The organism is Micromonospora sp. NPDC047134, assembly GCF_040643455.1.
Taxonomy (GTDB): Bacteria; Actinomycetota; Actinomycetes; order Mycobacteriales; family Micromonosporaceae; genus Micromonospora.
In genome coordinates, this window is record NZ_JBEYUI010000030.1 from 1 (window position 1) to 22,791 (window position 22,791).

The 22,791-nt window shown below is 72.1% G+C and carries 18 protein-coding genes; 5 read left to right on the forward strand and 13 right to left on the reverse strand.

The window, feature by feature from the left end:
• Positions 1–526 (forward strand): ATP/GTP-binding protein (locus ABZ795_RS25545; RefSeq protein WP_357532179.1); only part of this gene is annotated, 526 nt, incomplete at its 5' end.
• A 315-nt stretch (positions 527–841) separates the two neighbouring features.
• Here the strand turns inward: ABZ795_RS25545 and ABZ795_RS25550 are convergent.
• Both ABZ795_RS25550 and ABZ795_RS25555 read right to left on the reverse strand, forming a co-directional pair.
• Positions 842–3,208, reverse strand: a complete 2,367-nt coding sequence (locus ABZ795_RS25550; RefSeq protein ID WP_357532180.1) for a transposase — start codon at positions 3,206–3,208, stop codon at positions 842–844.
• A gap of 41 nt (positions 3,209–3,249) precedes the next feature.
• A complete protein-coding gene (locus ABZ795_RS25555) occupies positions 3,250–4,230 on the reverse strand; it encodes a DNA primase (protein ID WP_327022791.1) in 981 nt (326 codons plus the stop codon).
• Between the two features lie 115 nt (positions 4,231–4,345).
• Here ABZ795_RS25555 and ABZ795_RS25560 point away from each other — a divergent pair, with 115 nt between their 5' ends.
• Positions 4,346–4,687, forward strand: coding sequence for a helix-turn-helix transcriptional regulator (locus ABZ795_RS25560; RefSeq protein ID WP_357532181.1), 342 nt, complete (start codon positions 4,346–4,348; stop codon positions 4,685–4,687).
• A gap of 38 nt (positions 4,688–4,725) precedes the next feature.
• Here the strand turns inward: ABZ795_RS25560 and ABZ795_RS25565 are convergent, their stop codons facing one another.
• The 8 genes from ABZ795_RS25565 to deoC form a co-directional block, all read right to left on the reverse strand.
• Positions 4,726–4,941 (reverse strand): hypothetical protein, encoded by a 216-nt coding sequence (locus ABZ795_RS25565; protein WP_357532182.1) that lies wholly within the window; start codon positions 4,939–4,941, stop codon positions 4,726–4,728.
• 46 nt (positions 4,942–4,987) lie between these two features.
• Positions 4,988–6,760, reverse strand: coding sequence for a thiol reductant ABC exporter subunit CydC (cydC, locus tag ABZ795_RS25570; RefSeq protein WP_357532183.1), 1,773 nt, complete (start codon positions 6,758–6,760; stop codon positions 4,988–4,990).
• Positions 6,757–8,427, reverse strand: a complete 1,671-nt coding sequence (gene cydD / locus ABZ795_RS25575) for a thiol reductant ABC exporter subunit CydD (RefSeq protein WP_357532184.1) — start codon at positions 8,425–8,427, stop codon at positions 6,757–6,759. Before cydD ends, cydC begins: the two co-directional genes overlap by 4 nt.
• A gap of 212 nt (positions 8,428–8,639) precedes the next feature.
• Complete coding sequence (locus ABZ795_RS25580) at positions 8,640–9,545, reverse strand: M56 family metallopeptidase (RefSeq protein ID WP_327022786.1); 906 nt, start codon at positions 9,543–9,545, stop codon at positions 8,640–8,642.
• A 10-nt stretch (positions 9,546–9,555) separates the two neighbouring features.
• Positions 9,556–10,017 carry a BlaI/MecI/CopY family transcriptional regulator gene (locus ABZ795_RS25585; RefSeq protein ID WP_357532185.1) on the reverse strand — a complete coding sequence of 154 codons (462 nt, stop codon included), beginning with the start codon at positions 10,015–10,017 and terminating at the stop codon, positions 9,556–9,558.
• Positions 10,018–10,431: 414 nt separating this feature from the next.
• Complete coding sequence (locus ABZ795_RS25590) at positions 10,432–11,256, reverse strand: aldehyde dehydrogenase family protein (RefSeq protein ID WP_357532186.1); 825 nt, start codon at positions 11,254–11,256, stop codon at positions 10,432–10,434.
• Entirely contained in the window at positions 11,249–12,673 is a 1,425-nt protein-coding gene (locus ABZ795_RS25595; protein ID WP_357532217.1) for an aldehyde dehydrogenase family protein, read from the reverse strand. The genes ABZ795_RS25590 and ABZ795_RS25595 overlap by 8 nt, the downstream gene beginning before the upstream one ends.
• Positions 12,674–12,682: 9 nt before the next feature.
• Positions 12,683–13,678, reverse strand: a complete 996-nt coding sequence (deoC, locus tag ABZ795_RS25600; protein ID WP_357532187.1) for a deoxyribose-phosphate aldolase — start codon at positions 13,676–13,678, stop codon at positions 12,683–12,685.
• Positions 13,679–13,801: 123 nt separating this feature from the next.
• Between deoC and upp the strand changes: the two genes are divergently transcribed.
• Complete coding sequence (upp, locus tag ABZ795_RS25605; RefSeq protein WP_327022782.1) at positions 13,802–14,434, forward strand: uracil phosphoribosyltransferase; 633 nt, start codon at positions 13,802–13,804, stop codon at positions 14,432–14,434.
• 120 nt (positions 14,435–14,554) lie between these two features.
• Here upp and ABZ795_RS25610 read toward each other — a convergent pair whose 3' ends face one another.
• Together ABZ795_RS25610 and ABZ795_RS25615 are read right to left on the reverse strand one after the other, a co-directional pair.
• A complete protein-coding gene (locus ABZ795_RS25610) occupies positions 14,555–16,219 on the reverse strand; it encodes a phospho-sugar mutase (protein WP_357532188.1) in 1,665 nt (554 codons plus the stop codon).
• Between the two features lie 48 nt (positions 16,220–16,267).
• Positions 16,268–18,328, reverse strand: coding sequence for a protein kinase (locus tag ABZ795_RS25615; protein ID WP_357532189.1), 2,061 nt, complete (start codon positions 18,326–18,328; stop codon positions 16,268–16,270).
• Positions 18,329–18,538: 210 nt separating this feature from the next.
• Here ABZ795_RS25615 and ABZ795_RS25620 point away from each other — a divergent pair, with 210 nt between their 5' ends.
• Together ABZ795_RS25620 and ABZ795_RS25625 are read left to right on the forward strand one after the other, a co-directional pair.
• Positions 18,539–20,122 carry a methylmalonyl-CoA mutase family protein gene (locus ABZ795_RS25620; RefSeq protein WP_327022779.1) on the forward strand — a complete coding sequence of 528 codons (1,584 nt, stop codon included), beginning with the start codon at positions 18,539–18,541 and terminating at the stop codon, positions 20,120–20,122.
• Positions 20,123–20,575: 453 nt separating this feature from the next.
• Positions 20,576–21,820 (forward strand): amidohydrolase, encoded by a 1,245-nt coding sequence (locus ABZ795_RS25625; protein WP_357532190.1) that lies wholly within the window; start codon positions 20,576–20,578, stop codon positions 21,818–21,820.
• Here ABZ795_RS25625 and ABZ795_RS25630 read toward each other — a convergent pair.
• Complete coding sequence (locus ABZ795_RS25630) at positions 21,777–22,757, reverse strand: DUF4349 domain-containing protein (protein ID WP_357532191.1); 981 nt, start codon at positions 22,755–22,757, stop codon at positions 21,777–21,779. The genes ABZ795_RS25625 and ABZ795_RS25630 overlap by 44 nt on opposite strands.
• Positions 22,758–22,791 lie beyond the last annotated feature (34 nt).

The following is a 22,791-nucleotide window of genomic DNA, read 5'->3' on the forward strand; positions in this document are numbered from 1 at the left end:
CGGCGTCGGCAAGACGACGCTGGTCGGTTCGGTCTCGGAGATCACGCCGCTGACCACCGAGGCCATCATGACTTCCGCCGGGGTGGGCGTCGACGACACCCGGCAGGTGCCGGGGAAGACGACCACCACGGTGGCCATGGACTTCGGCCGTATCTCGATCGATCGTGACCTGATCCTGTACCTGTTCGGTACGCCGGGTCAGACCCGCTTCTGGTTCATGTGGGATGAGCTGGTCCGGGGCGCGATCGGCGCGGTGGTCCTGGTGGACACCCGGCGGCTGGCCGACTGCTTCGCGGCGATCGACTTCTTCGAGCATCGGCGGCTGCCCTACCTGGTGGCCATCAACTGTTTCGACGGAATGCAGTACCACGACCCCCAGGATGTCCGCGAGGCTCTCGCGATCTCCAACGATGTACCGGTCGTGGCCTGTGACGCCCGGAACCGGGAGTCGACGAAGCACGTGCTGATCTCCCTCGTCGAGTACGTGCTCACCATGCGCCGCTCGCGGGCCGTGGCCCCGGCCTGACACCTCGCTTCGCAGCGCCCGGTGACGGCTCCGGCCGACACCGGGCGCTGGTTGCTGTGCGCAGCCGAATCCGGGCCTGGGCCGCCCCGCTCCGGCCACCCGGTCATGTCGACCCGGTGAGCGTCCATCTGAGAGCGCGGAGGGCCCGGGCGGAGGAAGAACCATCACTGTCGCCGGTTCGGACGGCTCCGGCCACTGTGGCGGCCCGCGTGAATCCTCCGGCGGGTGTGGCAGGCCCGGGTGCACCCTCCAGCGGCGGGCCGGGCGGGATCACCTACTGGTCAGGGACCGAGGCGGGACCAGGAACCGAGACGGTCAGGAACGGTAGCCGGCGGAGCGGTACTCGTACTCCCGATCGTCGTCGCGGTCGCCGGTGTCCCGGCTGAAGTCCCAACCCCCGGCCGCTTCCCGGCCCGGCCGCCCACCGACGGCGAACCCGCCGATCTCCTGGCCCCGACGCCAGCCACGGAAGTAGCCGGTGGTGTTCTCGGCCAGGCTGGCCGCGTCCCGCACGATCCGCAGTGGACGCTCCTCGCGCAGCGGGGAGCCGGGCACCAGGTTGGCCTGCGGTACGCGCTTGGGCAGACCGGCGTCCGTCGCGGCACCCACCGCCGGGCGGGCGGCCTGCTCGGCGGCCTGCCAGCCGGTGTCGGCCTTGCTCGACCAGTTCAGATCGGCGTCCTCGCCGTGCCCGACGAACCAGGCCGACTTGGCCTGCGCGAAGATCAGCAGGTCACCGTCGCCCTCGTCGGAGATCGGCGAGGGCCGGTGCTCGATCGGCGGGGCCGGTCGGCGCGACGGCAGTGGCGGCGAGTCAAGCCGTTCGGCCAGGTGCCCGCGCTGCTCCTCCCTGGCCCGGTCCACCAGCCGCAGCGGCGGGTTGTCCAGGGAGGACTCTTCCGGGTTACGCAAGGCGCGGTCGGCCAGCGGCGGCGGCTCGACGAGCCGCAGCACCGGAGGCTCCGGCGGCAGGTCGTCGGCGAGCCAGGGTGGGGTCACCCGGCGTTCCGGGGTCAGTTCCGGCCCGGCCTCGGCGCCGACGTCCCGGTTGCGGTCGTCGTACCCGCCGGGATTGCGGGCCGGGGTGTCGGTGGGGTTCTCCGGGTTGTTGACCAACGGCCAGTTGGCGCGCGACCCGGGTGCGGCCGGCGGCTCCTGCCCAGGACGGGGCGTCGGCACCGGCACGTTGAGGTCGGTGGGGCTGAATCCCGGCGTCGGGGCCGGCGGGGCCGCGTTGGTCTTCGGCCGAGGCGGGATGACGGTGCGTTGCCGTTCCGCCCGAGCGCTGTTGATCGCCGCGGTGGTCAGGGTCGGCCGGAACGGCTCGCCGGCCTCGGCGGGCGGGATCGAGCCGCGTGGCGCCGGCGCGATCGGAGTGATCCCGGGCGGCGGGGGTGGGGTGGAGATCGGCCGGTTCGAGGGCCCCTCGATCCGGGATCCGGCGGACTCGGGACGCGCGGGCGGCGCCGAGACGGGAGGTCCGGCTACCGCGGCTGGCGCGATCGGGGCCGGGGTGACCGGCGGCGGTGCGACCGGCGGTGGGGTGACCGGGGCCGGTGCCACCGGCGGCGGACCCGTCGGCCGGGGTGCCGGCGGTGCGACGTTGCCCGGCAGGGGCTCGGGCCGGGCGCGGCGTCCGCCGGCCGGCTCCGGGCCGGTGGGGCGTACGGCACGCAGGCCGGCTGCGCTGGCGGCGGTGGCCAGTTCCCCGACCGGCTCGCCGCGCCGGGCGGCGGCCCGACGGCCGGTGGCCTGGGTCGGGCTGGTGGCCTGGGCCGGGCCGCTGGTGCGGGCGTGCAGTGCCCCGACCAGCGCCTCGCAGCCGGCGTCACAGGCCCGCACACTGGCGACCGTCTGCCGGATGGTCTCGGCGGCGGCCGAGGTCAGGGCCCGGTTGACCGTGGACCGGCGGGGGGTCTCGGAGATGGCCACCCGCAGCGCGGTGACCGCCTCGTCGATCGCGGCCGGGTCGCCCACCCCGTCGGCGGCGAGCTGGGCGGCTACGGCGTCGGCCGTGACGGCGGCGTCCCGACCGGCATCGGTGAGCATGCTCGGCTCGGGCAGGGCCTCCAGCACCGCCAGGGGGATCGACTCCGCCGGGTCCGGGAAGGCCCGCAGGGCGGCCGGGTACAGCTCACGCAGCACCTCACGCAGGGCCACCGCGGCAGAGTGTCGACCACTGGTCAGCGCGGCGTGCGCGGAAAGTATCTGCTTGTAGCCGGCCAGGTCCCGGGGGGCCGGCAGGGTGACGGCCGACAGGGCGCCGGCCTGCAGGGCACGAGCCAGGCCGACCGCCCGCCGTACCGCCGGGGGAGACTGCATCTCCTCGATGGAGTCGTCGTCGGCGAACCGCTCGGCGAAGTCGTCCACCGAGTCGTCGTCCGCGATCGCCAACGGACGGCCAGCGGCGCTGAGCAGTGAGGTGACGGTGTGGTCGTCGGTGTCAGCGGCGATGGCCGCTCCGCTCGGCCCGCCGGAGCGGTCCACGAGCAGGGTGACCAGCCGGGCGTAGCCCGCCGGGTCGTCGCCGACCTCGCAGACGTGCAGCAGCCGGCCCGCGTCGTCGACCACAGCGGACGTAAGCGTCGATCCGGCCGAGGCCGGTCGGTCGGCCGGATCCGCCGAGGCCAGACCGCAGTACACGCGCACGAGCGCCACGGCGTCGTCCTCCTCCCGGGACACAGGGCTTAGCTCTGCCAGAGACTGATGCTCCCTGGTGTGGCTCAGTCGCGCCAGTCCACGACCGCAGAGATCTTTCCGACAATCGTCCGCCAGCCGAGACTTGCGGTTTGTGCCCCGATTTTCTTCAACCGGCGACGCCCCAGGAAACCGCCGATTCCGCCATTGGCGGAGGCCCGCAACGCTTCGTCCAGGTCATCGAGGCTGGAGCCGGCGGAGAGCATGTCGAGCACGGCGGGCAGACGCAGCGCGTACGACAGGTCCCGGGCTACCTCGCCGGCCTCGATGAGCAGGGTCGGGTCCCAGGTGTCGTGCCCACCGCGCAGGTTCTCCACCACGAGGTCGAGCTCGTAGATGTCCTCGTCGCGGGGCGCGATGTCGGCCGGCTCCACCCGTTCGGACAATTCATTCCAGCTGTCCAGCTGAGAAAGGTCGTTCGGGGCCCCGGAGCGAACGAAGCTCACCAGCGACTCGGGGGTCTTGAACAGCAGCAGCCGTCCCCGGTGACTGAGGAAGATCGGCACCTCCTCGTCGCCGGCCTCGTCGGTGGCCTTGGCGTCGGAGTCTTCCTTGTCGTCCTCGTCGGAGTCCTTGGCGTCGGAGTCGCCGGCCTTGGCCCGCTTCTCCTCGTCCTCGCTCTCGGCGAACTCGCGGGCGATCTCCTCGTCGAGGATGACGACCTCATCGTCGTCGTCCTCCTCGGCCTCGACCACCTGGCGGCGGGCCAGGAAGGGGTCGTCGGCGTCACGCTCGGCGACATCGGTCGGGGTCAGCTCATTGGCCGGCCGGTACGCCCGCAGGGTGAAACCGGTGCCGGCAGGCAGGGCGATCTCCACCGGGTCGATCCGCAGCTCCTCCCAGAGGGCGCGGGATGCACCGGAATCGGCGGCGGTGGTGGCCTCCGACTCGTCGGTGGCGTCCGGCTCGGCGGGGCCGGTCGTGTCATCGAGCTCGGGCTCGTCGGCGTCCGGCCGTTGAGGCGACTGGCGGGCCACGGTGACCTCCGTGTGCGTCGGGCTGCCCACCCACCGGCGCGGGTGCCGGCGAGTGACTCTGGGCACATACCCTAGTTGGCTGCGCTGGGTGACCGGTGCCCGCCCCGGTGGCGGGGGTGTCGTCCAACAAGTAGCGTTTCTACGCATGAACGCCCAGGCGCTGCACGGTCACCTCGACTTTCTGCTGCTCGCCGTGCTGGAGCGGGGCGCCCTGCACGGCTACGCCATCATCGAGGCGCTGCGGGCCCGCAGCGACGGCCGGCTGGATCTGCCCACCGGCACGGTCTACCCGGCGTTGCGTCGGCTGGAGCGGGCCGGGCACGTGGCCAGCGTCTGGAGCACCGTCAACGGTCGAGAGCGGCGGACGTACGAGCTGACCGACGCCGGCCGACGCACCCTGGCCGAGCAGCGAGCGGGGTGGCGCGAATTCACCGCGACCGTCGGGCGGGTCCTGGAGGCCAACCCGCCCTCGGCGGCATCGGGCTGATCACTGCGAGTCATCTGGAAGGTGGGGGTGAGACACCACTACCGGGTGGCCAACCGTCGGGCGGCAAGCAGCCAGGTGTGCGCGGCCCGGCCCAGCCAGAGATGCGCCGCCGCCGCGACCACCATCCCGACGATCATTGGTGGCCAGGTGAGGGCCGCGTCCCACAACACGATCGACCAGCCCGTGCAGCCGGGCGGCCAACTGGCGCAGGTGCTCCTCGACCAGAACGTCATCACCGACCGGCAGGGCTTCATGCTGCCAGCCGGACGGCCGTCCCGCCGTCCGGGAAATGCCCTCGGGTCAGCCGGAAACCGCCAGATAGCCGTGCTCAGCAGCCTGCTGCAACCGCCACTGGTCCCGGTACCAGCCGGGGATGGCGATCAGCTCCGCGTGCCGGCCACACTGGACGATCCGTCCCGCGTCCAGCACCACGATCTCGTCCAGCCCGGCGAGACCGCTCAGCCGATGGGAGATCACCAACACGGAGTGCCCGGCGGGAACGGCGGCCAGGGCACCGGCCAGTACCTCGTCCGCGGCGACCGGGTCCAGCCCCTCGGTCGGCTCGTCGAGCACCAGCACGGCCGGGGCGGCGAGCAGGGCCCGGGCCAGGGCGAGACGCTGCCGCTGACCGCCGGACAGTTGCGCGCCCTCCTCGCCGACCACGGTCTCCCAACCCTCCGGCTGGTCCCGGACCCAGTCGGCCAGACCGGCCGCCTCGGCGGCGGCGAAAAGCGCCAGCTCGTCAGCGCCGGGACGACCCAGCAGCAGGTTCTCCCGGACCGTGGCGTGGAAGACGTACGCCTCGGCGAGCAGCCCGCCGACCACCCCCGGCAACTCCTCGGGCGGGTACTCGCCGAGGTCACGCCCGTCCAGGGTGACCCGACCCCCGTCCGGGCGCACCGCACCGGTCAGCACCGCCGCCAGGGTGCTCTTGCCCGCGCCGCTCGGTCCGACCACGGCCACCCGTCGCCCCGCCGGCAGGTCGAGATCGAAGGCGTCCAGGGCGGCGGGCGCGCCTTCGCGGTACCGCACGGTCACCTGGTCGAACCGCAGGTCAGGAGTGCTGCCCCCGGCGTCGGCGCCTGTTGCCGGGATGCCGGGGGCGGGCTCGGTGTCGGTGATGAGGGCGGCGACCCGGGCCAGGCCGGCCCGGAGGGCGGTCCACTGCCGGGCCGCACCGACCAGGGCCAGGGCGATCTCCACGGCGGCCAGGGTGCCGACCGCCAGCACACCGATGAGTACCCCGTTCACTCCGGCGCCCAGGGCCACGTACACCACCGCACCGGCGGTCAGCCCGGCCACCAGCACCCCGGCGGCGTCCACGGCGAAGCCGCGTACGGCCAGTCGACGTTCCAGCCGGGCCAGCTGACCGGCGCGGCGCCGCGCCGCGTCGAGGGCGGTCCCGGTCGCACCGAAGGCGGCCAGGTCGGCCGCGCCGTGGGTCAGGTCGACCGCGTCGGCGGCCAGCGCACCCCGCAGCGGCGCCACCTCGTCGGCGGCTCGCCGGGTCAATACGGTGGCCAGCGCCGGCAGGGCAACCCCGGCCACCAGCAGCCCGGCGGCCAGCACCAGGGCGGCCGAGGGCGAGACTAGGGCGGTAAGCCCGACCGCCAGCAGGCTAACCAGACCGGCCGCCGCACCCGGCACGACGACCCGCAACAGCAGGTCCTGCACGGCCTCCACGTCGGAGACCAGCCGGCTCAGCGCGTCGCCGGTGCGCGGTGGCGCGCCGCGCCGGGCGGCCAGGGTGGCGAAGACCCGGGTCCGGACATCGGTGACGAGCCGCAGCACCGCGTCGTGGCCGGCCAGCCGTTCGGTGTAGCGCAACACCCCCCGGCTGACGGCCAGGGCCCGTACCGCGACGATCGCTACCGTCAGCCGGTCCAGCGGCGGCTGACCGGCAGCCGCCATCAACAGCCAGGTGGCCGTGGCCATCAGGGCCAGCGCGGCGAACTCGGTGACCGCTGCCAGCAGGCCGGCACCGATCAGTCGATTCAGGTACGGCCGGGCCAGCCGCAGCACCACCAACTCCGGCATCGCGCTGCCGGTGCGCACGGATCCGTCTGCGCTCATCGGCCCTCCCCGGTCGGCTGGGGGGTCAACTCGGTCACCCGGCCCTCCTCGACCCGCAGGATGCGGTCGGCGTCGGCGAGCAGGGCGGGCCGGTGCGCGACCAGCAGGGCGGTACGACCGGCCACCAGCCGGTGGGTGGCCGACAACACCGCTGCCTCGGCGGCGGAGTCCAGCCGGGCGGTGGGTTCGTCGAGCAGCACCACGGGGGCGTCCCGCAGGAAGGCCCGGGCCAGGGCGACCCGCTGCCGCTGCCCGCTGGACAGGCCGTGCCCCCGCTCACCTAGCAGGGTGTCCAGGCCGTCGGGCAGGGCGGCGATCACCTCGTCCAGGGCGGCGTCGGTGACCGCCTTCTCGACAGCGGTAGCGGATGCCTCGGGGGTGCCGAGGCGGATGTTGTCGGCCAGGGAGGCGGCGAACAGGTGGGCGCGCTGCGGCACCCAGGCCACCTGCCGACGCCAGCCGTCGAGGTCGGCCTCGGCGAGGTCCACCCCGCCCACGGTGACCCGGCCACGGGTCGGGGTGACGAAGCCGAGCAGCAGGCCCAGCAGGGTGCTCTTGCCGGCGCCGCTGGGCCCGATGATCGCGATCCGCTCCCCGGGCCGGATGGTCAGCGAGACCTCCCGCAGGGCCACCGTACGGTCGTAGGCGACCGTCACCGACTCGAACCTGATCTCGCCGCGCCCGTCCGGCGACACCCCGGGGCGGGTCGCCGGAGCCGGCGCGGTGCCGGTCAGGGTGAAGGCCTCGTCCAGGGCGGTGAGCCCCTCGATGCTGGCGTGGAACCGGCTGCCGGCCGCCCGCAGCGGCAGGTACGCCTCCGGGGTCAGCAGCAGCACCAGCAGCGCGATCTGCAGGGTCAGCCCGCCGCCGAGCAACCGGATGCCCACCGGCACCGCGACCAGGGCCACGGACAGGGTGGCGACCAGTTCGAGCACCAGGGCGGAGAGGAAGGCGATCCGCAGGGTCTTCATGGTGGCTACCCGGTGGCCGTCGGCCATTCGGCGTACCGCCTCGGTCTGGGCCTTCGCCCGGCCGAAGGCGCGCAGGGTGGGCAGCCCGGCCACCATGTCCAGGAAATGTCCGCCGAGTCGGGACAGCCGACGCCACTGGCGTTCGGTGGCGGCCTGGGCCTGCCAACCGAGCAGGGCCCCGAAGATCGGAATCAGCGGCAGGGTCAGCGCGATGATCACGGCCGAACTCCAGTCGGCCAGGAAGATCCGGCCGAGCACGGCGACCGGCACGGTGACGCTGAGTACCAGTTGCGGTAGGTAGCCGGTGAAGTAGGCGTCCAGGGCGTCCAGCCCGCGACCGGCGAGGGTGGCCAGTTGACCGGCCCGCTGGCCGGCCACCCAGCCGGGGCCGTGTCGGGCGACCGCGCCGAGCAGATCGGACCGCAACGCCGCCTTGACCGTGGCGGCCAGCCGCGCCGACACCGTGCCCTGTGCCCAGACCAGCACCGAGCGGGCCGCCACGGCGGCGACGAAGCCGGCCAGGGCGGGACGGTTCAGTTCACCGGTGAAGGCGGCGGCCAGCAGGGTGGCCAGGGCGGTGGCCTGTGCCACGACCAACCCGGCGGCGAGTACCCCGAGCAACCCCAGCAGGGCCAGGTCACCCCGGGCGGCGGGGACCCGGCGCAGCAGACGCGGGTCGAAGGGCCGGCGGTTCACCAGTACACCAGCGCCCTACCCTCGGTTCGTCCTCGGAAAATCCACCAGCACATCGCCTGAAAGCCTAGTAGTGCCGGCAGCAACGGTACTGCGAGCCAGCCCAACAGACGCAGGGTCGGGGCGCTGGCTGCGGCGTTGGTCACGGTCAGTGACGCCGCACTGCTGCTGCGAGGTGCTCGGCCGGGGGTGCTCCCGGTCAGGCGGTGCGGCGCTCAGCTCAGGAAGAGGCCGATCGGCAGGTAGGCGGCGGTGCCGGTGACCGCCAGCGCGGCAGCGCCGAGCAGTCGGGGCGGGCGTCCGACGACCAGCAGCCGCTGCATCCGTACGTCCAGATCCCGATCTCCCAGGCCCAGGGTGCCGGCCGGGGTGATCCGGTCACCGGCGGCGGCGAACCGGCGCAGGGCACCGGCCAGCGGGGCGTCCGCGTGCTGTTCCCGGGCCTTGTCGTCCGCGCGCATCTCGACCAGCAGGCCGACCCGCTCGTGCGCCTGACGGACCCAGCGCAGCCAGGGCAGCGCCCGACACAGCGCGGTGAAGGGCAGCAGCACCAGATCGTGCCGCTCCTGGGCGTGGGCCCGCTCGTGGGCCAGCACCGCCTCCAGTTCCGCCGGATCGAGCAGGTCCAGTGCCCCGGCGCTGACCACCACCCGGGGGCGTACCCCCGGCAGGCAGTACGCGGCCGCACTCGGATGGTCGAGCACGAGTGCTCCGGGCACCGCCGGATCCCGCCGCGCCACCAGAGTCAGCAACTCCCGGTGCCGACGCTGGGCCCGTACCGTGCCGTGGATGCTGCGTACCGTCGTGGTCAGCAGCACCGCACCGATGCCGAAGCCGATGCCCACCAGGCCCAGGTGCAGCACGCCCAGACCGGCCGGCAGGGTGCTGTGCCACAGATCCCTGGCCAGCGCCAGCAGGGCGCTGCCGGTGCCCATCTGGTACGGCGCCAGACCGAGCGCGATCGGCATCCCCATCGCGGACAGCCCGGCGCCCAGGCCGATCGCCTGCCAGCAGAGGATCGCCACCCCGGGGCTACGCCAGGTCCAGGTGGAACGGGCCAGAACCTGCGCGAGCAGCCAACAGGCCAGCATCGCGGCGGTGAAGTGCAGAGCGTAGGCCACGACGTCGCCCCTACCGCTCCGCGCTCTCGCCCGGGCGGCTCGCCCGGTCGACCGGCGGCACCTCGATCCGGTCGGTCAGACCGCCGACTTCCTCAGCCGCCGGGTTCGCGGTGGCCTCCGCCGCCAGAGCGGCGCGCAGCACGTCCGCCTCCGTGCCGGTGACCGAACGGGCGAACCGGACCAGCGCCGCGTCCCGGCTGCCGCCGAGATCGAGGGCGTCGAGCATGAGCTGGGCGATGTGCGCCTCCCGGCTGGCCGTCGCGCGATAGCGCCAGGCCCGGCCCTCCCGTTCGCGCTGCACCATGCCCTTGCCGGCGAGTCGATCGAGCACCGTCATCACCGTCGTGTACGCCAGCTCGCGCCCGGCCAGGGCATCGGCCACCTCGCGCACCGTGACCCCGTCCGACCTGGCGGGCACCGTGTCCCACAACACGTCCATCACCGCACGCTCAAGATCACCCAGCCGAGTCACCCCAAAATCCTACCCCCCGTAGTAGACCCCCCGTCCGCCCCAACCACCCCCATCCCACGCTTGCTGACCCCACCGCCCGCCCTGCCACCCCGCCCGGCGAGTGCAAGTACGCCGTTGTTGCGGTGTCGACAGGGCGCGCATGCTGCAACTTCGGCGTTGTTGCGATATCGACCGAGCGCCCATCCAGCAGCTTCTGCCCAGTTCCGCGACCGCCGGGCCAACTCCGACAAGTGGGGTCCCTGTGGTCGGCATCGCGGCGAACAGGCCTAGCAAGTACGCCGAAGTTGCGGTATCAATCCAGCCCGCACACCGCAACTTCGGCGTTTTTGCGCGCGAAGGCGGAGCCCACCCGCGCAGGGATCAAGCCTGACCGCCCGGAGCCGGTGGGCTCCCCCCCCCCGGAAACCCCCAGAATCAGACCCCCTTCGGATGCCACACCGTCTTCGTCTCCACCAGCGCAGTCATCCGCCCCACCCCGGGATCGGCAGTCCAGTCGTGATCAGCCGACACCGATCGGAGCACCCGCTTGAGGTTCTCCGCCGCCTTCACCTCCAGCTCAGCGGCCAGTTCGGCGTCGGTGACCCCACTCAGGTCGATCGCGTTGACGTCCATGTGCGCGGCCAGGGTGGGCACGGTCTCGGACAGCCGACCGGTGAGGATGTTGACCACCCCGCCCGGCAGGTCGGAGGTGGCCAGCACCTCGGCCAGGGTCACCGCGGCCAGTGGGGCGGTCGGGGAGGCGGCCACCACCACGGTGTTGCCGGTGACGATCGCCGGGGCGATCACGCTGACCAGGCCCAGCAGGGCGGGTGCCTCCGGGGCCACCACCGCCACCACCCCGGTCGGCTCGGGGGCGGAGAGGTTGAAGTAGGGCCCGGCGACCGGGTTGGCGCCGCCGTACACCTGGGGCAGTTTGTCCGCCCAGCCCGCGTACCAGACCCAGCGGTCCGTCGCGGCATCGACCTCGTCGGCCGGTACGCCCAGGGCCATGAACTGTTCGCGGCGGCCCTCCAGCATCTCGGCGACCCGGTAGAGGATCTGACCCCGGTTGTACGCGGTGGCCCCGGCCCAGCCCTTCACAGCGGCGCGGGCGGCGATCACGGCGTCCCGCGCGTCCTTGCGGGAGGCCAGCGACACGTTCGCGGATTGCACGAGATACGACCGTCCCGACTCGCTACGCGGGAACTTCCCGCCGATGAAGAGCTTGTACGTCTTGCGTACCGCGATCCGCTCAGACATTGAGGTACGCCTCCAGCCCGTGCCGGCCGCCCTCGCGACCGTAGCCCGACTCCTTGTAGCCGCCGAACGGCGAGGTCGGGTCGAACTTGTTGAACGTGTTGGCCCAGACCACTCCGGCGCGCAGCCGGTCAGCCGTCCACAGGATCCGGGAACCCTTCTCGGTCCAGATCCCGGCCGACAGCCCGTACGGCGTGTTGTTGGCCTTCTCCACGGCCTCGGCCGGGGTGCGGAAGGTGAGCACGGACAGCACCGGGCCGAAGATCTCCTCGCGGGCGATCCGGTGTGCCTGGGTGACCCCGGTGAAGATGGTCGGCGCGAACCAGAAGCCCCGCTCGGGCAGCTCGCACGACGGCGACCACTGCTCGGCCCCCTCGGCGGCCCCGGCCTCGGTCAGTGCCCGGATCCGGGCCAGTTGGGCGGCCGAGTTGATCGCCCCGATGTCGGTGTTCTTGTCCAGCGGGTCACCGACCCGCAGCTGGGCCATCCGGCGCTTGAGCGACTCCAGCACCTGCTCGGCGACGGACTCCTGGACCAGCAGCCGGGAACCGGCGCAGCAGACGTGCCCCTGGTTGAAGAAGATGCCGTTGACGATGCCCTCGACGGCCTGGTCGACCGGGGCGTCGTCGAAGACGATGTTGGCGGCCTTGCCGCCCAACTCCAGGGTGAGCTTCTTGCGGCTGCCGGCCACCGACCGGGCGATGGCCCTACCGACCTCGGTGGAGCCGGTGAAGGCGACCTTGTCCACGCCCTCGTGCTCGACCAACGCCCGCCCGGTCTCGCCGGCACCGGTGACGATGTTGACCACGCCGGGCGGCAGGTCGGCCTGCTGGCAGATCTCGGCGAACAGCAGCGCGGTCAGCGGGGTGGTCTCGGCCGGCTTGAGCACCACGGTGTTACCGGCGGCCAGGGCCGGGGCGATCTTCCAGGCCAGCATCAGCAGCGGGAAGTTCCACGGGATGACCTGGGCGGCCACCCCGAGCGGCTGCGGGTTCGGGCCGAACCCGGCGTGGTTCAGCTTGTCGGCCCAGCCGGCGTAGTAGAAGAAGTGCGCGGCGACCAGCGGCAGGTCGACGTCCCGGGACTCCTTGATCGGTTTGCCGTTGTCCAGGGACTCCAGCACGGCCAGCTCGCGGGAGCGTTCCTGGATGATCCGGGCGATCCGGTACAGGTACTTGGCCCGGTCCCGGCCCGGCATCGGACCCCAGACCTTGTCGTACGCCTTCCGGGCGGCACGGACCGCGCGGTCCACGTCCTCGGCGCCGCCCCAGGTGACCTCGGCGAGCACCTCCTCGGAGGCGGGGTTGATCGTCTTGTTGCGATCCTCGCCGTCGACGAACTCGCCGTCGATGAACAGGCCGTAGGACGGCTTGATGTCGACGACCGCGCGCGATTCGGGCGCCGGGGCGTATTCAAACAGACCCATGTGTCAGTCCAGGGTGAAGTAGTCGGGGCCGGCGTAGACGCCGGTGGTCAGCTTGGTGCGCTGCATCAGCAGATCGTTGAGCAGGCTGGAGGCGCCGAAACGGAACCAGTCCGGGTGCAGCCAGTCCGGCCCGACGGTCTCGTTGACCATGACCAGGTACTTGATGGCGTCCTTGGTGGTCCGGATGCCACCGGCGGGCTTGACGCCCACCTGCCGCCCGGTGGCGGCGCGGAAGTCCCGGACCGCCTCCAGCATCACCAGGGTCACCGGCAGGGTGGCGGCGACCGGAACCTTCCCGGTGGAGGTCTTGATGAAGTCGCCGCCGGCCAGCATCGCCAGCCAGGAGGCGCGGCGCACATTGTCGTACGTGCCCAACTCGCCGGTCTCCAGGATCACCTTGAGGTGGGCGTCCCCGCAGGCTTCCTTGACCGCGACGATCTCGTCGTAGACCTCGGTGTAGCGGCCGGTCAGGAAGGCTCCCCGGTTGATCACCATGTCGATCTCGTCCGCGCCGGCCTCGACGGCTGCCCGGGTGTCGGCGAGCTTGACCTCCAGCGGTGCCTGCCCGGACGGGAAGGCCGTGGCCACGCTGGCCAGGTGTACAACGCCGTCTGCCTGTCCCGGTCCGCCGGATGGCCGCCCGGACCCGCGCAGCACCTCGGCCGCGTACGGGACCATCGAGGGGTAGACGCAGACCGCGCCGACATGCGGGCAGGTGGGGTCGGCCGGGTCGGGGCGCAGCGCCTTGGCGGCCAGGGCGCGTACCTTGCCCGGGGTGTCCGCGCCTTCCAGCGTGGTCAGGTCGACCATTCGGATAGCCAGGTCGATGGCCTGGGCCTTGGCGGTGGTCTTGATGGAGCGGGTGCCGAGTTGGGCCGCCCGCTGCTCTGCCCCGACCTGGTCCACCCCAGGAAGACCATGCAGGAAGGTACGCAGAGCGGTCTCGGATCGTCCCAGCTCGGTAAGGTCCGAGCGGGCCGACGTCGCTGTCGCCGTCATGTCCCGAAGTCTACGCAGAGGGCCGGCTAGTGATCTTGACCAATGCACTCCATCGGTGAGCGGGATCGCTGGTAGCGCCGGTGACCCCCGCGCCGCCCCCGGCGCCGGGTAGGTTGAGCGATCGTGGACGTACACGTCATTGACCACCCGCTCGCCCAGTCTCGGCTGACCGTCATGCGGGACGAACGGACCGATTCCTCCTCCTTCCGGGCGGCCCTGCACGAACTCACCACCATGCTGGTGTACGAGGCGGCGCGCTCCTTCCCGATCGAGCACTACCCGGTGCAGACCCCGGTGACCGCCACCGAGGGCACCCGGCTGGCCAACCCCCCGCTGCTGGTGCCGGTGCTGCGAGCGGGCCTCGGCATGGCCGACGCTGCGCTGGGGCTGCTGCCGGAGTCATCCATGGGCTTCGTCGGCCTGGCCCGTGACGAGGAGACCTTCGAGCCGCGCGCCTACATGGAGTCGCTGCCCCGGGACCTGACCGGCCTGCCGGTGCTGGTCCTGGACCCGATGCTGGCCACCGGCGGCTCCCTGGAGCACTGCTGCCGACTGCTGGCCGAGCGCGGCTGCACCGACATCACCGTGCTCTGCGTACTGGCCGCCCCGGCCGGCATCGAGCGCCTCAAGCGCTCCAACCTGCCCCTACGCCTGGTAACCGCCTCCATCGACCAGGGCCTCAACGACAGCAAGTTCATCGTCCCCGGCCTGGGCGACGCCGGCGACCGCCAATTCGGCGGCATGCCCCGCTTCTAACCCACCCCCTGGCCTCCCCCTTTCTACGCGCGTTGATCATGAGGTTAGCGGCAGTCGTTGATCTCTACGCTGCCGTCAACCTCATGATCAACGGGGTGAATAGGGGGGCCGGGGGGGGGGTTAGATGCCTAGGGCGGTGGCGGTTTCGGTGCGGAGCGCCGAAACCGCCAGGGCGGCGCGGGAGCGGGCTGCAGCTACCTCGCCGTTCGTTACTGGCTCCACCACCTCCAGGTACGCCTTGAGTTTGGGTTCGGTGCCGGAGGGGCGGATCACCACCCGGGCGGTGTCGGTACGCAGGATGACCACGTCCGCCTCGGGGAGCAGGTCCTGTGCCTCGGTGATCGGGTGGCCGAGCAGGGTGGTCGGGGTGGTGGCGCGGATCCGGGCCATCGCGTCGGCGATCAGGCGCAGATCGTCGACGCGTACGGAGAGTTGGTCGGTGTGGTGCACGCCGAACTCGGCGGCCAGCTCGTCCAGCCGGTCGGTGAGGGTACGACCCTGTGCTTTGAGGCCGGCGGCCAACTCGGCGACCGTCAGGGCGGCGGTGATGCCGTCCTTGTCCCGGACGTGCTCGGGGGCCACGCAGTAGCCGAGGGCCTCCTCGTAGCCGAAGACCAGCGGGTCGGCCCCGCCACCGGCCCGGACGATCCATTTGAACCCGGTCAACGTCTCGTCGTACGGCAGGTTCCGGGCGGTACACATGGCCCGCAGCAGCGACGAGGACACGATGGTGGTGGCGTACAGGCCGGTCACCCCGCGCCGCATCAGATGGTCGGCGAGCAGCACCCCCACCTCGTCGCCCCGCAGCATCCGCCAACCCTGCTCGCTGCGTACGGCCACGGCGCAGCGGTCGGCGTCGGGGTCGTTGGCGATGGCCAGGTCGGCATCGGTCGATTCGGCGAGCGCGACCAGCAGGTCCACCGCGCCGGGCTCCTCCGGGTTGGGGAAGCTGACGGTCGGGAAGTCCGGGTCCGGTTCGGCCTGGTCGGGCACCACCCCGGGCACCGGGAACCCGGCGGCGGCGAAGGCCGCGGTGAGTACGGCCGCACCGACACCGTGCAGAGGGGTGTACGCCACCCGCAGCTCGCGTGGACCGTACGCCGGCAGCACCTCGACCGCGTGGGCCACGTACCCGGCGACCAGGTCGTCACCGAGGAGCTGGCCAGGCGGGCCCAGCGGCACCTCGGCGAGTGGGCCGACCGCCCGGATGGCGGCCTCGATGCCGGCGTCGGCCGGAGGGACGATCTGTGCCCCGGCGCCCAGTGGGCCACCCAACTCGGCGCCGAGGTAGACCTTGTAGCCGTTGTCCTGGGGCGGGTTGTGGCTGGCTGTGACCATCACCCCGGCCACCGCCCCGAGTTGCCGGACCGCGTAGGCGAGCACCGGGGTGGGCAGGGGTCGGGGGAGCAGCAGGGCGGGCCGTCCCGCCCCGGTGGCCACCTGGGCGGTCCGCTCGGCGAACTCGCGGGAACGGTGACGGGCGTCGTACCCGATGACCAGGGGGCCGGTGCCACCCTGGGCCGCCAGCCAGGCGACCAGCCCGGCGGCGGCCTGGGTGACCACGGCGAGGTTCATCCCGTTCGGGCCGGCGCGCAGCGGGCCACGGAGCCCGGCGGTGCCGAAGGTCAGCGGTCCGGCGAACCGGTCGGCCAGCTCCGGGGCGCTGGCCGGAAGATCGTCGAGCACCGTCTGTAGTTCCGCCCGGTCGGCCGGGTCCGGATCGTCGGCGAGCCAACGCTCGGCCCGCTCGCGAATGCTGTCAAGGTCTTCGGTGTCCGCCGCCATTGGCTCTTGATAGCACGACGGCGGATCACCACGGACCCTCGCCCCGACTCAGCCGGCGTTGGTGAGCTGGAACGACTTCACCATCTCCTCGTAGATCGGCTTGCTCTCCTCGAAGCGGGAGTCCGTCGCGGTCAGGTAGAAGGAGTACATCCGGCCCTCGTGGGCCACCCCCTGCCAGATCCCGTGCCGCATGCTGTCGCCCTTGCCGCAGGTGTATTCGAACTCGGCCGACGGCTTGCCGGCCAGCTCCTTCTGCTCCATCGAGATCTGGTTGTACGGCTTGGCGCAGCTGGTCGACCGGGTCTTCAGGCCGTTCTCGGCGACCTCCGCCCAGCGGGTCGAGTCGCCACGCCATTCCTCGTTGAGGATGCGTACCCGTCGGCCGCTGTCCTCGGGATCGGTGTAGTCGACGTAGAGGCCGCCGGTGGCCTTCTTCCAGCCCTTGGGCACCAGCACCTGCACCCCGCGCCCCGAGTGCTCCTGCATCTCGATGCCCGGTCCGGCGTCGACGGAGGGGGAGGGGTCGGCGACCGGGGTGGTCGGCGACGAGTCCTCGCCGCCGGAGAGCGCCACGATGCCGATCAGCAGGATCAGCGCCAGGCCGCCGGCTGCGGCGAGCTGCATCTTGCGCGGCCAGCCCTTGACGGTGCCGACCAGTTGGGTGCCGGCTGCCTTCGCCTTGTCCATCGGGCTGCCGCCGGCGGGGGTAGGCCGGGCACCGTACGGCTGGCTGGGCGCGGCCGGCCACTGGCCGCCGTAGTCACCGCCGACCCGCTGGGTGGCCTCCGGTGCCCCGCCGCCATACCCGAAGGCCATCGGCCCGACCTGCTGGGTGGCGTCCGCGCCGATCCGCTGGGTGGCGTCCGCCCCGCCGAACCGTTGCGTCGCCTCCGCCGCGCCGAAGTGTTGGGTGGCGTCGGCCCCGCCGTAGGTGCGGCCGACCGGGGGCGGGGACATCAGGCCGTGCGGGGCCGGTCGGGCCAGGGCGTCGGCGCTGGTCGCCTCCGACGCGGTGGCGCTGATCGGGGTGACCTGACCGGGGCGCTCGCCCCGGCGCAGCGCGGCCAGCCGGTCGGTCAGTGACTCGCCGGGGGCCAGCATCGCCGAGCCGCCGATCTGGCCGGAGGGCTTGTCCTTGGCCGGGGTGGGCGGGGCGCTGATCGCCGCGGGCTGCGGCATCTGCATCACGGAGTACGGGTCGGTCATCGAGTTGACCGCGGCGGCGTTGCTGCTGAGCGGGCCGGCGAGCAGCTCACGCAGCATGGCGCGGGCGGTGTGCACGTCGAGTCGGCGGGCCGGATCCTTCTCCAACAGGCCCATCAGCACCCGGGTCAGCGGGCCGCTGCGCTGCGGCGGGGCCGGCGGGTCCTCGACCACGGCGTGCATGGTCTCGATGGGGTCACCGCGGTCGAAGGGGGGTCGACCCTCCACCGCCGTGTAGAGGGTCACGCCGAGGGAGAACAGGTCGCTGGGCGGCCCGAACTCCTGCCCCATGGCCCGCTCGGGCGAGATGAAGTGCGGTGAGCCGAGCACCATGCCCGGCGTGGTGAGCTGCACGTCGGTGGGCATCCGGGCCACCCCGAAGTCGGTGAGCACGCAGCGCCCGTCGGAGCAGATCAGCACGTTGGCCGGCTTGACGTCGCGGTGCAGCACACCGATCGCGTGGGCCACCTCCAGGGCGCCGAGCAGGGCAATGCCGATCTTGGCGACCACCCGCTGGGCGATCGGCCCGTCCTCGATCACCATGTCGGCGAGGCTGCGGGCGTCCAGCAGCTCCATCACGATCCAGGGCCGACCCGCCTCGGTCACCACGTCGTACACCTGCACGACGGCCGGGTGGGCGATGGCGGCGGCGGCGCGGGCCTCACGCAGAGTGCGTTCGTACATCGCGTCGCGGTCACTGGGGGCCAGCCCCGGCGGGAGGACGACCTCCTTGACGGCCACGTCGCGGCGCAGCAGCGTGTCTGTGGCTCGCCAGACCGTGCCCATGCCACCGTTGCCCACCGCCGATCGCAGCGAGTAGCGGTCACCGATGAGGGTGCCGGGTGTCGCGCGTCCATTGGTGGGAGTGCTGACTGGTCCGCCGCTCCACGTTGGGATCTGAGTCACAGAAAAGCCACCGGGGGAAGTCGAGAGGGCTGGGACACAACCCCCCTATCTTGCTGGTTCAGACGCCCGATGCGAAACCCGCCGCGACGGACGTTTACCGTACCGAACGGTACGTGTGTGGCCCCTCACCTCTCGTCATTGCGCTTTCGACCTGGGAATGTGTGTCCCCCCTCACCCCGCTGATCGGCCTGTTCGGCCTACCATCCGGTGATGAGTGAACGGCGGTTGAGCGAATCCGGTTTCCCTGTCAAGGACGTCTACACGGCGGACGACCTTCCCGGTGACCTGGATTCCCGACTGGGCACCCCGGGCCAGTATCCGTACACCCGTGGGGTCTACCCCACGATGTACACCTCTCGCCCGTGGACCATGCGCCAGTATGCCGGTTTCGGCACCGCCACCGAGTCCAACGCGCGGTACCACCAGTTGTTGCGGGCCGGGACGATGGGTCTCTCGGTCGCCTTCGACCTGCCCACCCAGATGGGGTACGACTCCGACGACCCGATCGCCTCCGGCGAGGTGGGCAAGGTCGGGGTGGCCATCGACTCGATCGAGGACATGCGGCTGCTGTTCGACGGCATCCCGCTGGACCAGGTCTCCACCTCGATGACGATCAACGCCCCCGGTTCGGTGCTGCTGCTGCTCTACCAGTTGGTCGCCGAGGAGAACGGGGTGCCGGGCGCTGCCCTGAACGGCACCATCCAGAACGACATCCTCAAGGAGTACATCGCCCGGGGGACCTACATCTTCCCGCCGAAGCCCTCCCTGCGGCTGGTCGCGGACACCTTCGGCTACTGCCGGTCCGAGGTGCCGAAGTGGAACACCATCTCCATCTCGGGCTACCACATGGCCGAGGCCGGGGCCTCCCCCGTGCAGGAGATCGCCTTCACGCTGGCCAACGGCGTCGAGTACGTCCGGGCCGCGATCGCCGCCGGGCTGGCTGTGGACGACTTCGCCCCCCGCCTGTCGTTCTTCTTCGTAGCCCGGACCACCCTGCTGGAGGAGGTCGCCAAGTTCCGGGCGGCCCGGCGGATCTGGGCCCGACTGATGCGCGACGAGTTCGGGGCGAAGAACCCCAAGTCGATGATGCTGCGGTTCCACACCCAGACCGCGGGGGTGCAGCTGACCGCCCAGCAGCCTGAGGTGAACCTGGTCCGGGTGGCCGTGCAGGGGCTCGGGGCGGTGCTCGGCGGCACCCAGTCGCTGCACACCAACAGCTTCGACGAGGCGATCGCCCTGCCCACCGAGAAGGCGGCCCGGCTGGCCCTGCGGACCCAGCAGGTGCTGGCGTACGAGACGGACCTGACCGCCACGGTCGACCCCTTCGCCGGGTCGTACGTGGTGGAGGCGATGACCTCGGAGATCGAGGCGGCGGCGGACGCCCTGATGGCTCGGGTCTTCGAGCACGGCTCGTCCGTGGAGGCGATCGAGGCGGGCTTCCAGAAGCGGGAGATCGAGCAGTCCGCGTACCGGATCGCCCAGGAGATCGACTCGGGGGAGCGGGTGGTGGTCGGGCTCAACCGGTTCACGGTCGACGCCGAGGAGCCGTACGAGCCGCTGCGGGTGGACCCGGCTATCGAGGCGGCCCAGGCCGAGCGGCTGGCCAAGCTGCGCGCCGAGCGGGACAACGCCGCCGTGCAGCAGGCCCTGACGGACCTCCAGGATGCCGCCAAGGGCAGCGCCAATGTGCTGTACCCGATGAAGGAGGCGCTGCGGCTGCGGGCCACCGTCGGTGAGGTGTGCGGGGCCCTGCGCGAGGTGTGGGGCCGTTACCAGCCGACCGACCGGTTCTGACTTTCCGTAGCGCTGCGTGGAGGGCCGCCGGGCGGGGTATGCCGTTCGGCAGGCCTCCGGCGGGCCCTCCCGGCTGATCTCTGCCGCACACCGTGTCCGGTCGGGGGGCGACCGTACGTGTGAACGTGCCACGGTGCGCTCATCGCCGGCTGTGGTCGGGTAATTGTCGTAGGGTCAGTTGATCGAGCGACTAATGCGACAATTCGGAAAACCCGTGGAGGGATTTTCGGCTCGGTTAGCCGGTTACAGGTTGTAGGAGGTGGGGGGCGGATGAGGTCGTTCAACGGCGATCTACCTGCTGTCTCACTCCGCTCCGGGGGCTCTCAGCAGGGCATACGTGACGCTGTGCGGTCCGACCATCACCGGAACGAAGTTGCGCAGAGTTACCATCGAAGGTCTACCCTGTCTGCTGTCCCCGATGATCCATCCATCTCTAGTGATCGAGATTTCGACGTGACGACTGCGTTGACGATGCCCACCGGCGAGCAGCTGGTTCCGCCGCCCGGTGGTCAGCCCCTGCCCGCCGAGCTGGACCACCTGCTCGCGCTGCGGGTGCCGGGCCTGATCGCCACCCGCCGTCACCTCCACTCGCATCCGGAGCTGTCCGGCGAGGAGTTCGAGACCGCCGCCCTGATCGCCCGGGAACTCTCCCTGGCCGGGCTCAGCCCGCGCCTGTTGCCCAAGGGCAACGGGGTCATCTGCGACATCAACGGCCGCCCGGACGGCCCGGTGGTCGCCCTGCGCGCCGACATCGACGCGCTGCCGCTGGCCGACGCCAAGGAGGTCCCGTACCGCTCCACAGTGGACGGGGTCTGCCACGCCTGCGGTCACGACGTGCACACCACGGTCATGCTCGGCGTCGGCATGATGCTGGCCCAGCTCGCCGACCAGGGCGAGCTGCCGGGCCGGGTCCGGCTGATCTTCCAGCCCGCCGAGGAGATCCTGCCCTGCGGCTCGCTGGAGGTGATCGAGGCCGGCGGCCTGGAGGACGTGGTGCAGATCTTCGCGCTGCACTGCGACCCGAGCCTGCCGGTGGGCCGGATCGGCCTGCGGGTAGGCCCGATCACGGCCGCCGCCGACAACGTCACCGTACGGCTGACCGGGCCGGGCGGCCACACCGCTCGTCCACACCTGACGGTCGACCTGGTCGACGCCCTGGGTCGGCTGGTCACCGAGGTACCCGCCCTGGTCAGCCGCCGGGTGCCGGCGAACAGCGGCCTGCTGCTGGTCTTCGGCCACGCCTCCGCCGGCACCCAGTACAACGTCATCCCCTCCGAGGCCTCCGCCTCCGGCACCCTGCGGGTGATGGACCGGGACACCTGGCACGGTGCCCCGGACATCGTCACCCAGGTGGTCCGGGACGTCTTGGCCCCCACCGGAGCCACGGTCGACATCGAGTACCTGCGCGGCCGTCCGCCGGTCAGCAACGACGCTCAGGCGATCAGCGTGCTGACCGCGGCGACCATCGCCGCCCTCGGCCCGGAGGGGGTCGCGGAGACCCCGCAGAGCATGGGCGGTGAGGACTTCTCCTGGTATCTGGAGTACGTCCCCGGAGCCCTGGCCCGACTCGGGGTCGGCCGGGCCGGTCCCAACGTGGACCTGCACCGGCCCTCCTTCGACGTGGACGAGCGGGCCATCCCGGCCGGGGTACGGCTCATGGTGCAGACCGCGCTCCAGGCACTGGCGGCGCTGCGCTGACCCCACCCCCGGTCACTCCCGGCGGTGGCGGTGCCCCGACCGGCGCCACCAGCGGCGGCTCGGTGGGCCGGTGGCCGCGCCGCCGCCGGCGCCACCACCAGAGCAACCCCAGCGGTACGCCGAACACCAGCAGCCATGGCAGGACCGCGCCGAGCACGGTGACCAGCACGGTCATCGAGGTCAGGAAGACTTTCCAGCCGCCGCTGAGCCCGGTCAGGAAGCCGAGCTGATCGTCCTCCTCGGTGCTCGCGTTCGGACCGGCCAGGGAGACGGTGATCGTCGACAGGGCGGTCAGGTCGGCCAGTCGCCGCTTCTTGGCCTCCAGCGAGGCCAGGTCGGCCTCTCGGCGTCCCAGCTCGTTCTCCAGGCTGATCAGGTCGCCTATCGAGTCGGCCTGGGCCAACAGCCGCCGGGCGCTGTCCACCCGGGCCCGCTGGGTGGCGATCCGGGCGTCCAGGTCGATGGTCTCCTCGGTGACGTCCTGGGTCTCGATCGTCCGGCGTTGCTGGCTGCCCAGCCGGGCCAGTTCCTCCACCACCGGATGGAACCGGTCGGCCGGCACCCGTAGCTCCAACTCCGCGACCGCGTCCGCCGCCGCGCTGCGGCGCCGGTCACCGCCGACGAAGCCACCGGCTCGGGTCGCCACCGCCACGGCCTCCCGGGCCGCGACCTCCACATCGTCCACCCGGACCTCCAGCGATCCGGTGTAGATGATGGCGCGTTGCTCGACCCGAGTGTCCGTCGCCGCACCGGCTCCCCCCGGGGCCGGCTCACCGGCCGCCTCCCGTTCGGCCATGGCCGGTCCGGCGGCCCGCTCGTCGGAGGCGGCCGAGTCGTGGCCACCCGAGTCACCGCTGCTGCACCCGGCGAGCATCAGCAGGGCCAGTAAGGCGCCCACCGCCGCAGTGGCGGCTCGGCGCGCTCCTCGCAGTTCCATCCCCGTTCCCCTTTCCTGGACCCGCAGTGGGGCG